The sequence below is a fragment of the Anaerolineales bacterium genome (genome assembly GCA_003105035.1).
Classification (GTDB): Bacteria; Chloroflexota; Anaerolineae; order Anaerolineales; family UBA4823; genus FEB-25.
Genome location: PQAL01000011.1, coordinates 37,802 through 52,468 on the forward strand (window position 1 = coordinate 37,802; position 14,667 = coordinate 52,468).

Genomic DNA, 14,667 nt, shown 5'->3' on the forward strand with positions numbered 1-14,667 from the left:
TATCAACCCTTACCAGATTATTTTATAGCGAATCTGATATATTCAGTGCTTCTTTACGTATTGATTTGCTCGATTAGGGTATCTGCAACATGTTCAGCATCTGCCTCACCCTTCAGCTTAGTTTTTTTTGCGATACGCTTCCTTGGGGTAGCCTGGGTCTTGGCAGGTTTTAAAGCCACCTCCAGCACCTGGTCGATATGATCAACCAGCACGAGGTGGAGCTCGTTACGAGCTCGCCTGGGTACATCCAGGAGGTCCTTGGCGTTACGCTTGGGCAGGATGACGGTTTTAAGACCAGACCGATGTGCCGAAAGGACCTTCTCACGGACGCCACCTACCGGCAGCACGTGTCCGCGTAAGGTGATCTCACCGGTCATGCCCACATCCTTTCTTACTTCACGCCCGGTATAGGCAGAAACAAGAGCGGTGCAGATCGTTATCCCTGCGCTGGGTCCATCTTTAGGGATGGCACCTTCGGGGATGTGAATATGGATATCCAGGTTTTCGTAAATCCCGGGGTCGAGGTTGAACTGGCGAGAGCGTGACTTGAGGTAAGAGAGCGCTGCCTGAGCAGATTCCTGCATCACATTCCCGATCTGGCCGGTGATCTGCAGGTTACCCTTACCATCCATCAGCAGCACCTCGACTGGCATGATCTCACCGCCATTTTCCGTCCAGGCAATGGCGGTTGCCACACCAACTTCATCCTGCCGCTCAGCTTCCTGGTCGAAGAATTGCGGTGGACCCAGGTATTTTTCTATACTTCCAGCTGTGACCAGCCTGGGGTAGGTCTTCCCTTCCGCCTTGACCCTGGCAACTTTCCTGCAGATCATCCCAATCTCACGCTCAAAGTTGCGTACACCGGCCTCATATGTATATTCACGGACGATTCGTTTTAGCGCCTGCTCCTGGAAGCGAATTTTATCGTCGTCCAACCCGGCTTCTTCCAATTGGCGGGGTAGCAGGAATCGGTGAGCAATCTCGATTTTTTCTTCCTCGATATAGCCCGGGAATTCGATCACTTCCATGCGGTCTATTAAAGCAGATGGGATGGGGCCGGTGTAATTGGCAGTCGTGATAAACATGACCTTCGACAGGTCATATGCCAGCTCGAGGTAGTGGTCGGAAAAGGCATGGTTCTGCTCGGGGTCGAGCACTTCCAGCAAGGCTGAGGAGGGATCACCGCGAAAGTCCTGCCCAAGCTTGTCGACCTCATCCAGCATGAACAGCGGATTGATGGTCCCAGCCCGTCGCATGGTTTGTAGGATGCGCCCAGGCAGGGCACCGATGTACGTACGGCGGTGCCCGCGGATCTCGGCTTCGTCTCGCACACCCCCGAGCGAAAGCCGGACGAACTTGCGTCCCAATGCCTCAGCGATGGAACGTCCCAGGGAGGTCTTGCCAGTACCTGGAGGGCCAACAAAACACAGGATGGGTTGCTTGGAACGTTTGGGCTTGAGGCTTCGCACGGCAATATATTCCAGGATGCGGTCCTTTGCCCGGGGTAACCCATAGTGGTACTGCTCCAGGACCTTTGCCGCGTGGTGTACATCCAGGTTATCGTCGGTCATCGTCGTCCAGGGAAGATCCAGGATCCAATCAATGTACGTACGGATGATGCCCACCTCGGGAGACATTGGCATCATCTGGTTCAGGCGGTCGAGCTCCTTGATGGTGCGCAGCATAACCTCCTCGGGCAAGCCAATGCCTTCGATCCGTTTTCGCAAATCGGAGATTTCTCGGGTCCATGCATCAGCTTCGCCCAGCTCGGTCTGGATAACACGCATCTGCTCGCGCAGGTAGAACTCACGTTGGGTGCGGTCGACCTCACTCTGCGCCCGGGTATGGATCTGATCTTCGAGCTCGAGTACGTCAGCTTCTTGAGCCAGCAATGCCACCACCTGTTTCAAACGTTCAGCAGGATTTAATGATTGCAGCAGCTTTAAGCGCTCATCCAGAGGTGGAGAAATGGTTGTGACGATCATGTCTGCCAGCCAACCAGGTTCCTCAATGTTTAAGGCATATAGATAGGCTTCATCGGGCAGGCTGCGGTTGAGCTGGACGCACTTTTGGAATAGCTCGAGGGCGGTACGCATGGTCGCATCAATCTCACGGTTTACATGCGTGGTTTCCGTTAGGGGACGGGCCTTGGCGATCATAAACGGGTCGTGCTGGGTGAACTCGACGATTTCCACCCGCCTACGTCCTTGAGCCAAGGCAGAGCTTGAGCCATCCGGCATGCTCACCAGCCGACCCACGGCTAACTCTACCCCTAAAGTGAGGAAGTCACTAATTTTCGGATTGTCAACAGAAGAATCGCGTTGAGTCAAGGCGATCACCGTATGATTATCCATCTGGGCTTCCTCGATCGCCAATAAGGAACCTTCCCGCCCTACGAAGACCGGTGCAACCATATGGGGGAAAATCACCAGGTCACGTAGGGGTAAGACAGGGCATTCGATCAATCCATCATCATCAGGAATCGCATCGGGCACCTTGTAAAGCTCTTCCGTCCGGCGATGCACGGCCTCGCCGAATTCTTCATCATCATCATGGTAATACCAATCACTATCCTTCATCAATATCTCCTGATATTTGCCTTCTTCTCCCAATATTTGCGCGCTTCAGCCACCACAAAGATACTTCCGGTGACCAGCACAAGGCTATCGTCATCCACCAACTCAAGGGCTTTTTCAACTGCCTGTGGGATATTCTCCACCAGTTCAACTACATGCCCATAGGTCATCGCCATACCAACCAGCTTCTCTGGTTCGATGGCCCGGGGATGGAAGGATTTTACCGCAATTAGCTCCTTCACCAATGGCATTAGCTCAGCCAGCATCCCATCGATATCCTTGTCTTCTGATGCACCAAAGACCAGGACCACACTCTTCTCTGGGTAGTATTCAGACAGCGTGTTGCTTAGCTTCAAAGCAGAATCACGGTTGTGGGCACAATCAAGGATCACTGGTGGATCGTCTTGGATGATCTCAAAACGACCAGGCCAGAACGCCTTGGAAAACCCACGCTGAAGCGCTCGCAGGTCTACTTTTAGCCCAACCTGATCAAACACCTTCAAGCAGGCATAAGCGGTAGCTGCATTGGCCGCCTGGTGAGATCCTAATAATGGGATGGTAATTTCCACTGGGTTTGCAAGCTCACTCTCCGACCAAACCGAGATGGTCTGACCGGCCCGTGAATGAGAAATCTCCGTATACAAAATATCTCGGCCCACCTGGATCAGTGTGGTACCGCGTTGCTGCGCGATTTGTTCGATCACCATCCGCACTTCTTCGACCTGTGGAGACGAGATCACCGGCACATCTGTTTTGATGATGCCAGCCTTCTCTCCCGCAATCTCTGTGAGCGTATTGCCCAATAGCAACGTATGATCATAGGATATTGAGGTGATTACGCTAACCTGCGGGCTGACTACATTGGTTGCATCCAGGCGCCCACCCAGGCCCACTTCAATCACGGCGGCATCCACCTTCTGTTTTGCGAAGTATAGAAATGCCAGGGCCGTGGTGATCTCGAAAGTAGTCAGCTCTGGGATGGCTGCCACATGCGGTTTGATCTGTTCGACCATTTCCACCAGGTGTGCATGCGGAATGAATTCACCGTTGATCTGGATCCGCTCGGCGTAGTCATCCAGGTGGGGTGAAGTATACAACCCTACTTTATAGCCTGCTTCATTCAAAGCCGCAGCACACAAGATGCACACCGAACCTTTGCCCTTCGTACCAGCCACATGGATGGTCGGATAGGTATTCTGTGGATTTCCCAGCGAGGCGACCAATTCCTGCATGCGTTCCAGTTTGAATCGTTCAGGCGAGTAAGTAACAGCCTTCTGCATGCTGAAATCGACAAAACTATATAAGTATTCCAGTGCATCCTTGTAGGCTTCTTCGTCGTTTGTCATAGTCCAGGGATTGTAACCCCTTGGGTGCCTAACGGGAAGAGGATACCAACGTGAATTTTACCAGCACGGTATGAAGATCGCCCCTAAATCTGTTCATGGTAGAATAGCCGGGTGCTAAGCAGAGCGCTAAAGATCGTCCTCAGGTTCATAAAAGTCGTCGTGATGGTTGGAGCAGCTGCATTCCTTCTCCCCAGGCTGATCACAGCCCTTTATACGTTGCCACGCCGGTTCACCCCTCAAAATGTTCCACCTGCTTCAGTAGCCATCGTGTTCGGGGCTGGTTTGTGGCGGGATGGCACGCCTACGACAGTTCTCAGGGATCGCATCAATACAGCTGCCCAGTTATATTCGTCAGGAAAAGTCCAAAAGATCTTGATGAGCGGTGATAACAGCTATATCGATTACAATGAACCGGGGGCCATGCGGGAATATGCGCTCAAACTTGGTGTGCCGGAAGATGCCATCGTGCTGGATTATGCTGGGAGGCGCACTTATGATACCTGCTACCGGGCACGCCAGATCTTCGGGATTGACGACGCCATCCTGGTTACCCAGGGATTTCACCTGCCGCGTGCCTTGTACACGTGCAATGCCCTTGGATTAAAAGCCTCCGGCGTGCCATCCGACCAGCATGATTATCGGCTTTTCTCACGCCTGTACTGGAACCTGAGGGAGCTCCCCGCAACCTTGACTGCTATTCTCGATGTGCACGTATTCAAACCTGAACCGATCCTGGGACAGCCGGAACCGATCTTCCCGGCGACAGGTCAGTAATAGATTATCAATTGGAGCCAGCATGGAACGAACACAAGCCCTAAATATCGTGCATGAATATGTGAAAAATGAAAACCTGATCCGCCACATGCTGGCCGTGGAAGCTGCCATGCGCTTTTATGCTGCCAGGATGGGTGAAGACCAGGACTTGTGGGGTATTACGGGTATCCTGCACGATTTCGACTGGGAAATTCACCCCACACTCGAAGAACACCCGCTTGCAGGGGCACCGATCTTACGGGCGCGCGGCGTACCCGATGTGGTTGTACGTGCTGTTCTCAGTCATGCGGACCATTCTGGCATCCCACGTACTACTCCGATGGAAAAAGCGCTGTATGCCTGTGATGAGATCACGGGCTTGATCACGGCAGTCGCCCTGGTACGGCCTTCTCGGTCACTTTACGATCTTGAAGCTGCCTCGGTAAAGAAGAAGTGGAAGGACCGCGCCTTTGCAGCCGGTGCTAACCGGGATGAAATTGCCAGATCTGCCGAAGAATTTGGCGTTGAGCTGTGGGAGCACGTGGGTAATGTGATTCTCGCCATGCGTACAATCGCTCCTAAGTTGGGTCTGGAAGGCAATCTAACCGCCTAAGCAATCACTTGAAATAGAATAGTCAGGTCGGGTAGAGCACGAATATCAGTGTGCATTCCCGGCTTGATTAAGTGCTTCTCATCCTATTGACAATGGCAATAGGATCATGTATACTATACGAAATTGACTATGCGAAAATCCTATACGCAACCCAAGTGAGGAGATTATGCCAACTGAAACCAAGCTCCCTGCCCACATCACTGCCCACACCTCGCTCGTCCCAGCCATCAATGCCTGGCGCATCTACCTGAACGACCAGGGCAAGAGCCCCCATACCGTCAAAGCTTTTATCGCCGATATGAACCTGCTGGCAGCTTACCTGCCTCCGGACCGCCCCCTGGGTGCCATTACCACCAATGAGCTAAATAACTTCCTGGACTGGATGCAGAAACAACGCGGGGTCCCCTGCAGCCCCAAGACCCTTTCACGCCGGATTACTTCTATCAAGGCCTTCTTTCGCTGGCTGACCCATTATGGCGTGATTGTCGTTGACCCAGGTGAAAAGGTGCTGCAGCAGTCGGTGATCAGCCCCCTACCAAGCGTATTGACCGATGAGGAGCGAGATGTTGTGCTGTCTGTGGCTAATAAATACCGCCTGGCAGCCCACCCAGATGCACGTTACTTCACCCTATTAGAACTGCTGCTCGAAACCGGCATCAAGAAAAGCGAATGCCTGGCGCTCAGCCCCAACCATATCGACCGGGAAGCGCCGGGTGGACCTTTCTTATTCGTCCGTTATGCCAGCCCTCAGCACCGTTATAAAGAACGCAAGATCGCCCTATCAACCGATTGGGTCGAAGCATATGACGAATACAAGGGGCAGTACCAGCATACCGATCGCATTTTTCCCTGGTCACAACGCCGCCTGGAATATTTACTGGAAGATATCGGTGAGGAAGCAGGCATCTCCAAGCACTTGTCGTTCGAGATGTGCCGCTGGACGTGTGCGCTTAACGACCTCAAGGCAGGCACCGAGGCAAACAAAGTACGTCAGAAGATGGGCCTCTCGAAAATCCAATGGAGAGAGGTGAGATCTAAATTGCAAAAGCTAGGTGCTGAGCTTCCTGACTAATATCAGGTGGGCGATTGAGGTGCTCTGCTTATCTATCGTTGCCAGTCCGCTCTGGCGGTATCCTGGTACCCATACGATTTTATCCCCACAACAAATCAGTGGCCAGTTCTTGCGCGCTCTCAGGGGCAATTTTTGATTGATCATCAGGTCAGAAATCTTGATCGAGTGACCATCCATACCGGCTGGATGGATGCGGTCACCACTCTCTCTGGACCGTAAAACCAGGGGTAATGAAATCTTATCCATATCGAACCAGGCTTGATAGCGATCGTTATTCCGCTTTTCTTGCTCGATAGCCTGCTTATTATCGGCTACCATCTCAGTCTCAAGGACCCAGCTATTTTTCAAAAGTGATCTCCCTGGGATGGGTATAGCGATTGTCTCATCAGGTTTGAGCTGAGGGTAAGCTGAGATTGGTAGGTCATCGCCAGATGTCAGCCAAAATACATCGACGTCACGGATAAGCCTCATCCCATCCAGGAGGTCTACCTGACCGGAAGGTTTATTCTCCGCGATAAACTTACGCCCTCTCTCGATGCACTCAAAACCCACGTCCGTCAAGCCGGGGACAAATCCTTCGATCGCCCGGCGCAACAGATAACGCTGAACAGATGGCAGTTGGCGCTCGAAATTGGGGCGGTGAAAAGCCAGGTATCCCTGCTCATGGTTGAGCAGGCAGATAGTCCAGGCAATATCCACCTGCCTCTGGATGAGCTGATAATCATCGCTCAGGATCTGGCCAAGACGTAGCAGGTTCTGGCGTAGGCGAGGGGCATACTCTTCCAGCTGGGGAAGCAGGTCATATCGAACCCGGTTCCGATAGTAAGCAGTGTCCAGGTTGGTTTGATCGAAAGCAGGCTGGATCTGTTTTTCAGCCAGGTATTGCAGGATGTCTGACCGCCAGGTGAATAGCAAGGGACGCACCAGCGGAATATGCTCGCTCCATGAATTGGGCAGTGTGCAGGTTTGCATGCCGCGCAACCCCACCAGGCCAGAACCGCGTAACAGGTGCATGAGAATTGTCTCAACCTGGTCATCTGCAGTATGGCCAACGAGTACTGCGCTGGCGCTGCGCTGCTGTGCTTGATCGAAGAGGTGCTGGTATCTCAGCCTGCGGGCAGCTTCCTCAATGGCAATCTTGTGCTTTTCCGCAAAACCGAGTACATCCACCTCCCACACCACGCAGTCAACCCCAATTTGTGCCGCAGCTTGCCTTACGTACTGTGCTTCTTCATCAGCTTCTGGCCGAAGCTTGTGGTTTATATGAACCACTACCAGGTTATAACCGCACTCATATAAAACATTCAGCAGGAAAAGGCTATCGGGTCCTCCCGAAACACCCACAATGAGGAGTCCCTGCTCGTGGATTTTACAATCCTGTTGTAAAATATTAACAACCTGTTCGATCATAGCAAATAAAATTATAGCGTATAATGAATTATCGAGGAATTTTATAGATTTATCCTGTATGATCAAGTAACTTCAAAAAATTGGATAAAACCACGGAGTAGGATACATGGCTGAAAAAATCCTCGTCGTCGATGATGATCTGGATACTCTGAGATTGGTCGGTTTAATGCTGCAGCACCAGGGCTACGAGATTGTAGCTGCCAGCAATGGCCTTCAGGCAATCTCCCTGGCGCAATCAGAAAAACCTGAACTAATCCTGCTCGATATCATGATGCCTGAAATGGATGGGTATGAAGTGGCTCGTAAGCTGCGCCTCGATCCGGCCACCAATGCCATCCCCATCATCATGTTTACTGCCAAGACCCAGGTGGATGACAAGGTGGCAGGGTTTGAAGCTGGTGCGGATGATTACCTGACCAAACCAACCCAACCCCGTGAGCTATTTGCCCACGTAAAAGCGGTGATTGCCCGTGGTAAGAAAACCTCCCTGCCAGTACCACCTCCATCAGCATCCAGGACGCGTGGTCATGTGATCGGCGTAGTGGGGGTAAAAGGCGGTTTAGGCATTTCCACCCTCGCTCTGAACCTGGGCATTTGCCTGCAAGATCGCAGTAAAAAGAATGTCATCATCGCCGAATACCGACCTGGACTGGGCTCGATGGGCCTGGATCTGGGTTTTCTCAATCCTCAAGGAATGACCAGGCTTTTACAGGTTTCCCCTGAAGAGATCAGCGAGACCGCCATCGATAACGAGATGTATTACCATAAATCAGGGGTGAGGTTGCTGTTAGCCTCCTATGTGCCTAGTGACGCAAAATTCCTGACTGCTGTACCCCATTTCGAGGCCATCACCAGGTTCTTGGCGTTCATGGCCTCCTATATCATTATTGACCTGGGAGCAGGCATCACCCCCATCAATGACCGCATCCTGACTTATTGTGACGAGATCATCGTAGTACTGGAACCCAACCCCAATACGATCATCCGCACCTCTGGATTGGTAGATGAGCTGGCTAAGAAGGGTTTCAATGAAGACAGGATCAATACAGTGCTGTACAATCGTCAACGCACCGAAATGCAGTACTCGCTGACCCAGGTGCAGGTGGAATACCAGCATCCCATCAGTGTGGTTTTCACGGCTGCACCAGAGCTAACTTACCAATCCGCCAGGGCGAACCTCCCACTGGTGATGCAGCATCCCGACAATCTGACATCCCAGCAGTTCTTCAAACTTGCCGATAGTATTCTCAAACGTGTGCGAGATAAAGAATGAGTGAACCAGCTCTGGTAAACCTCGAAACGATCACTCTTGCCGCACAACTCATCACACAATCGCATAAAACCGTCACTCTGACTGGTGCGGGTATCTCGACCAGGTCTGGGATTCCTGATTTCCGCAGCCCAGGCACAGGTCTATGGCAGCGCGTTGAGCCGATGGAGGTCGCCTCCCTATCTGCTTTTCGGCACAACCCAGAGATGTTCTTCGAATGGTTTCACCCACTGGCGGTGATGATGTACGCTGCCAAGCCCAATCCTGCCCATATCGCCCTTGCCAAGCTTCAAGCAGCTGGGTACATGTCGGAGATTATCACCCAGAACATTGATGGTCTGCATAGTCGGGCAGGTGCAGAGAATGTGCTCGAAGTCCATGGATCGCTGAGGAGCATGTCGTGTACGAATTGCTACCTCCAGGTACCTTCAGCTACCATCCTGGAAGATTACCTGATGAAGTGTACCATCCCTACCTGCCCTGATTGCGGGAGTATCTTGAAACCAGATGTCATCCTCTATGAAGAGCAGCTGCCGGTTAAAACATGGATCAAGGCAGAAGAAGCTTGTAAGCACTGCGAGTTATTGCTTGTGGCCGGCACATCACTGGAAGTCATGCCATCAGCCAAATTACCGGTTCAAGCTCTGGAACACGGCTCAAAATTGATCATCATCAATAATGCCCCCACCTTCATGGATGTACGTGCTGACCTGGTCATCCGTGCCGATGTAGCGGAGATCTTGCCAAAAATCCAGGAAGAAGTATTAAACACAGGATTTATTCCCCAGGGGCGGATATAACGATTTTCTAACAAACAAGTTTTGGTTGGAAGATGAGAATATCACCCCTGACTTTGATAGCTGACGGGCGAAGCCTGCTCCCCGCTAGCATTCTCCCGCCAGGCCAGCCATTGTGTTATTTCTTACCTGAATGCCTTGAAAAAATGTTGATCGAAGCCACCAAGCATTTAACTAATGGCAGGATCTTCATCTAGCCCCTCTTCGCCCAAATTGGCGTTCAAGCAGGTCAACCGAAAGATGGATCATGGTTGGGCGACCATGCGGGCAGGTACGCGGCGACTGGCAAGCTTCAAGATCACCCAGCAGCCTGGTTTGTTCGTCAAGGGTGAGGGACTGACCGGCTTTGACGGCTGCCCGCTTACACACCCTGGCAATGATCCTGGCTTCCGATTCCGCCTGCAGTGGGGTTTCATCTTCTTCGAAATCTTCCACGATGACTGCCAAGGCAGCCCCAGGATCCATACCGGTCAATATGGCCGGGATGGCACGGACAAGATAGCTGCCCCTGCCGAAAAGTTCGACCTGAAAGCCAAGCTGGTTCAATGTGGGTAGCTCCGTTTCTATCAAACGGGCACTGGCAGGCGGTAGATCGACAGTTACCGGTTGCAGTAAAGTTTGGGAGGGTATTCGTGGAGTCCGTTTCTCCAACGAATCCTGTCTGGCCTCATGCCACATGGTCATGAAGCTCTCAAATAGCACGCGTTCATGAGCGGCATGCTGGTCGATCAAGTACAAGCCATCCGGTCCCTCAGCCACCAGGTAAGTGGATGCAATCTGACCTACCAGACGAAGGAGGGGCATGCTTGCTCCGACCAGCCCAGGCTGCTTCGCGGGAGGTGGTATCGTTTGTCCAAGTCCAGGCGAAACAGACGATAAAGCATCTTCTTTCGTATCTGCCGAAAAGCCCCAAGCTGGATCAATCTGTCTGGCTGAGGCTCCGTTTGTGGAAGGTGGCATCCAGTGGATCGAACCGCCGAGTGAGGGAATTGGGGTGTGCGCCAGGAGCGCTCGCCTGACTGCCCTCTGGATTGCACGAAATATCCGATCGGCATCTTTAAATCGCACTTCAGCCTTGGTTGGATGAACATTGACATCCACCGTATCGGCTGGTAAATGCAGAAACAACATCGCCAATGGATAACGTCCAACCATCAGCAATGTGTGGTACGCCTGAACGAGAGCTGACCCCAGAGCCGGGTCATGGACAGGACGTCCATTGACGAAGAATACGATTTCTCGCCTGTTGGAGCGCGTCAGGCTGATTGGACTGATAAAACCGTCGATCGAGGCTTCATCTTCCTCCGCTAAAACTTCCAGCATCTGTCGGGCAACTTCCACACCGTATAGCCCTGCCAGGATCTCACGCCGGTTGCCATTCCCGCTGGTCATTAACACCGGACGTTCGTCCTGGTACAGCTGGAACTTCACCTTAGGGTACGCCATAGCATAACGTGTAACCAGCTCATCAATATGACGCCGTTCTGTGCTTGGGTGCTTCAGGAACTTCAAACGCGCTGGGACGTTGAAAAATAGGTTTTCCACCGTGACCAGCGTCCCAGCTGGTATCCCCACCTGTTTTAGTTCACCAGCTACGCCAGCTTCGACAAGCAAACGGCATCCCATTTCCGCGCCACTGGAACGGGAACTTATGGTCAGGTGCGAGACGGAACCAATCGATGCCAGGGCTTCACCTCTGAAACCCAGGGTCTCAATCCTGAACAGGTCATCTGCAGAGCTGAGCTTGCTGGTGGCATGCCTCTCCACCGATAATAGCAGCTCATCAGCTGAGATACCACAGCCATTATCAGCAACTTGCACCAGGCGCGTACCAGCTTCCCTGACATGGATAGTGATCTGGTTGGCACCCGCATCCAGGGAATTTTCGATTAGCTCTTTTACCACGGAGGCAGGTCTTTCGACTACCTCTCCAGCCGCGATCTGGGAGGCAATTTCTGGGGGCAAGAGGTGAATGGGCACCCGGATATTATATATCAAAGGCTTATCCATTTATTCCAATATCCCGTATAATAACCCCCGTGCATTTCGAGAGCTTATATTTTGATCTGGATGATACCCTTTACCCGGCTAGCAGCGGCCTATGGGATGCTATCCGCGGGCGAATGAATATTTACATGCAAAAATTCATCGATCGTCCCGTGGATGAGATCGCGAAAATACGCCAGCAATACCTTGAACAGTATGGCACGACCTTACGAGGCCTGCAAGCGTACTATGAGGTAGATACAGAAGAGTACCTGGCTTTCGTCCATGATCTTCCTCTGGAAGAATTTATTAAGCCTGACCCCCAACTCCGCCAGTTAATCCTTAGCCTTCCACAAAAGAGATGGATATTCACTAATTCTGACCGTAACCATGCGAGCCGGGTGTTAAAAATCCTGGGTCTGGATGATTGTTTCGACGGAATCATCGATATCCTGGCGGTAGAATTTGCCTGCAAACCTGATAAGGCTGCTTACCAAAAAGCGTTACAAATAGGCAGAGATGACGATCCTCAGCGGTGTGTGATTTTCGACGACTCGCTTCGCAATCTTGCTCCCGCTCGAGAGCTGGGGTTCTTTACCATCCTGGTGGGTAAAAATGGCTCAGATCCACAAGTCGACCGGGTGATACCTAGTTTACACGAGCTCACCCACCATCTGCCTGAATTATGGGAAAAGGCGAGATAACCGGAGTTAGCATGAAAAGCAAGCTGATCACCATGGAAGAGGCAGCTTCAATCGTCCAGAGTGGGAATATGCTGGCGTTGGGCGGCATGACCCTATACCGCCGGCCGGTAGGATTTGCTCGCACTTTGATCACACGCTTTCAGGAAAGCGCTTCACCGGTAGATCTTACGCTGATGGCTTTTACAGCCGGCTACGAAAGTGACCTTCTGGTAGGCGCTGGCATGGTTAGCCATGTCCGTAGTTGTTATTTTGGCCTGGAGATCTTCGGTTTTGCCCCCATGTTCACCAACCGCGCAAGTCAAGGCTTGATCGAGGTCATCGAAGAGACCGAGACAAGCCTATCTATGGGGTTGCGGGCACAGATGGCCTCGGTTGGGTTCATGCCAGGGCTTGGTTGGCTTGGCACCGACCTACCCCGCCTACGCCCGGACGTGCGCACCGTGATCGACCCATACAGCGGGGAAGAGATGATGGCTTTCCCGGCGATTAGCCCGGATGTGGCCGTGATCCATGCATTAACGGCGGATCAAGATGGAAATGCCCTGATTGGCGATAACAAAGGCGTCGATATTGAGCTCAGCCTGGCGTCAAAAATAGTGATCATCACCGCAGAAGAACTGGTAGCCGAGCTTGACAAGGCAGATATTGTTGCCCCGTGTGTTGATGCAGTCGTGTATGCTCCCAGAGGTGCTGCCCCCACTTCCTGCCACCCATTGTATGGCCTGGATGCGAGCGCAATCCTGGATTATGCCGAGAACGTCAGCGACCAGGATTCATTTGACCGTTACTTATACCAGGCGGGGATTAAGAGCTCTTAACCCAAATATGATAATCTTTATATATTAATTGTATAAACTTACTTTCTGAGCGTGGAGAAAATCATGGAATCCAATCGTAATCTGAGTAAGATTCTTATTGGCTGTGGTGTAGCTTTCCTTCTAGTCATCTTCCTGGCGATTGGTCTGGTTGGTGGATATGCTGGTCATGACCTGCTGAATAATTTACCATTATTAGCAAATGTAACTCAACCGCAGAACTCGACCACCACTCCCAATACAGATGAATTATTTATACCCTTCTGGGAAGCCTGGTCAATCGTTCACAACCAATTTATCGACCAGCCTGTAGATGATGAAAAGATGATGCAGGGTGCCATTCGAGGCATGATGGACTCCTTGGGTGATCCTCATTCCGGTTATATGGATCCCGTGGAATATAGTGATGCCCAGGCTCCCCTGGAAGGTTACTCAGGCATAGGCGCCTGGGTGAACACCGAAGGAGAATACCTGACGATTACTGAGCCCATCAAAGACTCTCCCGCTGAAGCTGCTGGTCTGAAGAGCGGTGACCAGATCATCGCCATTGATGGTGTAGATATGACCGGGACGTTGGCTGAGTTGGCTAGGCAGAAAGTACTTGGGCCAGCAGGTACACAGGTGCTTCTCACCATCCGCCGCGAAGGTGTGGAAGAGCCATTCGATATCCCTATCACCCGCGCCCAGATTACGATTCCCAGTACTGAATACAAGATGCTGGAAAATAACATTGCCTATGTTCGCTTGAATGCCTTCAGTAGCACCACAGGAGATGAGCTGCGTTCAGCCTTACAGGACCTGATGGCTCATAACCCGCAAAGCCTGATCCTCGACTTGCGTTATAACGGAGGTGGCTACCTCGATGAGGCAATCCAGGTCGGCTCAGAATTCCTGGCGGATGGGGTTGTGGCCTATGAAGAATTCGGTGATGGCACGCGCAATACATTTACTGCCAGTGGCGATGGGATCGCTACGAAAATCCCGATGCTCGTCTTAGTGAATGAGTGGTCTGCTTCAGCTTCTGAAGTAGTTGCAGGAGCATTACAAGACCGGGGACGGGCTCAGTTAGTGGGCGTCACCACCTTTGGGAAAGGAACTGCACAGAATTGGATTGCTTTATCGGACAACGAGGGTGCCGTCCGGGTAACCATGGCGCGCTGGCTAACGCCTAACATGCGCAATGTGAGCGGTACCGGGTTGACACCGGATGTGGAAGTGAGTATTCCGGATACCGATGCACAGGCAGGTGTGGATACACAACTGAATAAAGCCATAGAGATCTTATCTCAACCTTAGTACATGCAACTTAATGGTATGTTTTACAT

The 14,667-nt window shown here is 51.9% G+C and carries 12 protein-coding genes; 8 read left to right on the plus strand and 4 right to left on the minus strand.

Going from position 1 to position 14,667, the window contains the following annotated elements; all coding sequences use genetic code 11:
* Window positions 1-53 precede the first annotated feature (53 nt).
* On the minus strand, window positions 54-2,579 hold the full coding sequence (lon, locus tag C3F13_05565; GenBank protein ID PWB54919.1) for an endopeptidase La: 2,526 nt from the start codon (window positions 2,577-2,579) through the stop codon (window positions 54-56).
* Window positions 2,579-3,922, minus strand: a complete 1,344-nt coding sequence (locus tag C3F13_05570) for a bifunctional folylpolyglutamate synthase/dihydrofolate synthase (protein ID PWB54920.1) — start codon at window positions 3,920-3,922, stop codon at window positions 2,579-2,581. Before C3F13_05570 ends, lon begins: the two co-directional genes overlap by 1 nt.
* Window positions 3,923-4,084: 162 nt before the next feature.
* Between C3F13_05570 and C3F13_05575 the strand changes: the two genes are divergently transcribed.
* The 3 genes from C3F13_05575 (at window position 4,085) to C3F13_05585 (ending at window position 6,360) form a co-directional block, all read left to right on the plus strand.
* Window positions 4,085-4,696, plus strand: a complete 612-nt coding sequence (locus C3F13_05575; protein PWB54921.1) for a hypothetical protein — start codon at window positions 4,085-4,087, stop codon at window positions 4,694-4,696.
* A 22-nt stretch (window positions 4,697-4,718) separates the two neighbouring features.
* Window positions 4,719-5,288, plus strand: coding sequence for an HAD family hydrolase (locus C3F13_05580; protein ID PWB54922.1), 570 nt, complete (start codon window positions 4,719-4,721; stop codon window positions 5,286-5,288).
* 166 nt (window positions 5,289-5,454) lie between these two features.
* On the plus strand, window positions 5,455-6,360 hold the full coding sequence (locus C3F13_05585; GenBank protein PWB54923.1) for a hypothetical protein: 906 nt from the start codon (window positions 5,455-5,457) through the stop codon (window positions 6,358-6,360).
* Here the strand turns inward: C3F13_05585 and tilS are convergent.
* Window positions 6,337-7,836, minus strand: a complete 1,500-nt coding sequence (tilS, locus tag C3F13_05590) for a tRNA lysidine(34) synthetase TilS (GenBank protein PWB54924.1) — start codon at window positions 7,834-7,836, stop codon at window positions 6,337-6,339. The two genes, C3F13_05585 and tilS, sit on opposite strands and share 24 nt — an antisense overlap.
* 40 nt (window positions 7,837-7,876) lie before the next feature.
* Between tilS and C3F13_05595 the strand changes: the two genes are divergently transcribed.
* Window positions 7,877-9,043, plus strand: coding sequence for a hypothetical protein (locus C3F13_05595; protein PWB54925.1), 1,167 nt, complete (start codon window positions 7,877-7,879; stop codon window positions 9,041-9,043).
* Window positions 9,040-9,840 carry an RNA polymerase subunit sigma gene (locus C3F13_05600; GenBank protein ID PWB54926.1) on the plus strand — a complete coding sequence of 267 codons (801 nt, stop codon included), beginning with the start codon at window positions 9,040-9,042 and terminating at the stop codon, window positions 9,838-9,840. Before C3F13_05595 ends, C3F13_05600 begins: the two co-directional genes overlap by 4 nt.
* A 186-nt stretch (window positions 9,841-10,026) precedes the next feature.
* Here the strand turns inward: C3F13_05600 and C3F13_05605 are convergent, their stop codons facing one another.
* Window positions 10,027-11,847, minus strand: a complete 1,821-nt coding sequence (locus C3F13_05605; protein ID PWB54927.1) for a DNA mismatch repair protein MutL — start codon at window positions 11,845-11,847, stop codon at window positions 10,027-10,029.
* Between C3F13_05605 and C3F13_05610 the strand changes: the two genes are divergently transcribed.
* From C3F13_05610 to C3F13_05620, 3 genes are all read left to right on the plus strand, one after another.
* On the plus strand, window positions 11,793-12,527 hold the full coding sequence (locus C3F13_05610) for a pyrimidine 5'-nucleotidase (GenBank protein ID PWB54928.1): 735 nt from the start codon (window positions 11,793-11,795) through the stop codon (window positions 12,525-12,527). The two genes, C3F13_05605 and C3F13_05610, sit on opposite strands and share 55 nt — an antisense overlap.
* On the plus strand, window positions 12,509-13,345 hold the full coding sequence (locus tag C3F13_05615) for a CoA transferase subunit A (GenBank protein ID PWB54929.1): 837 nt from the start codon (window positions 12,509-12,511) through the stop codon (window positions 13,343-13,345). The genes C3F13_05610 and C3F13_05615 overlap by 19 nt, the downstream gene beginning before the upstream one ends.
* Before the next feature lie 63 nt (window positions 13,346-13,408).
* Window positions 13,409-14,638, plus strand: a complete 1,230-nt coding sequence (locus C3F13_05620) for a S41 family peptidase (GenBank protein ID PWB54930.1) — start codon at window positions 13,409-13,411, stop codon at window positions 14,636-14,638.
* Window positions 14,639-14,667 lie beyond the last annotated feature (29 nt).

What these genes read in the sequence shown, in the direction of transcription:
- C3F13_05615 (PWB54929.1), top strand. Translation starts at nt 12,509, where the DNA reads ATGGGAAAAGGCGAGATAACCGGAGTTAGCATGAAAAGCAAGCTGATC.
- C3F13_05600 (PWB54926.1), top strand. Translation starts at nt 9,040, where the DNA reads ATGAGTGAACCAGCTCTGGTAAACCTCGAAACGATCACTCTTGCCGCA.
- C3F13_05580 (PWB54922.1), top strand. Translation starts at nt 4,719, where the DNA reads ATGGAACGAACACAAGCCCTAAATATCGTGCATGAATATGTGAAAAAT.
- C3F13_05585 (PWB54923.1), top strand. Translation starts at nt 5,455, where the DNA reads ATGCCAACTGAAACCAAGCTCCCTGCCCACATCACTGCCCACACCTCG.
- lon (PWB54919.1), bottom strand. Translation starts at nt 2,579, where the DNA reads ATGAAGGATAGTGATTGGTATTACCATGATGATGATGAAGAATTCGGC.
- C3F13_05570 (PWB54920.1), bottom strand. Translation starts at nt 3,922, where the DNA reads ATGACAAACGACGAAGAAGCCTACAAGGATGCACTGGAATACTTATAT.
- C3F13_05605 (PWB54927.1), bottom strand. Translation starts at nt 11,847, where the DNA reads ATGGATAAGCCTTTGATATATAATATCCGGGTGCCCATTCACCTCTTG.
- C3F13_05595 (PWB54925.1), top strand. Translation starts at nt 7,877, where the DNA reads ATGGCTGAAAAAATCCTCGTCGTCGATGATGATCTGGATACTCTGAGA.
- C3F13_05620 (PWB54930.1), top strand. Translation starts at nt 13,409, where the DNA reads ATGGAATCCAATCGTAATCTGAGTAAGATTCTTATTGGCTGTGGTGTA.
- C3F13_05575 (PWB54921.1), top strand. Translation starts at nt 4,085, where the DNA reads ATGGTTGGAGCAGCTGCATTCCTTCTCCCCAGGCTGATCACAGCCCTT.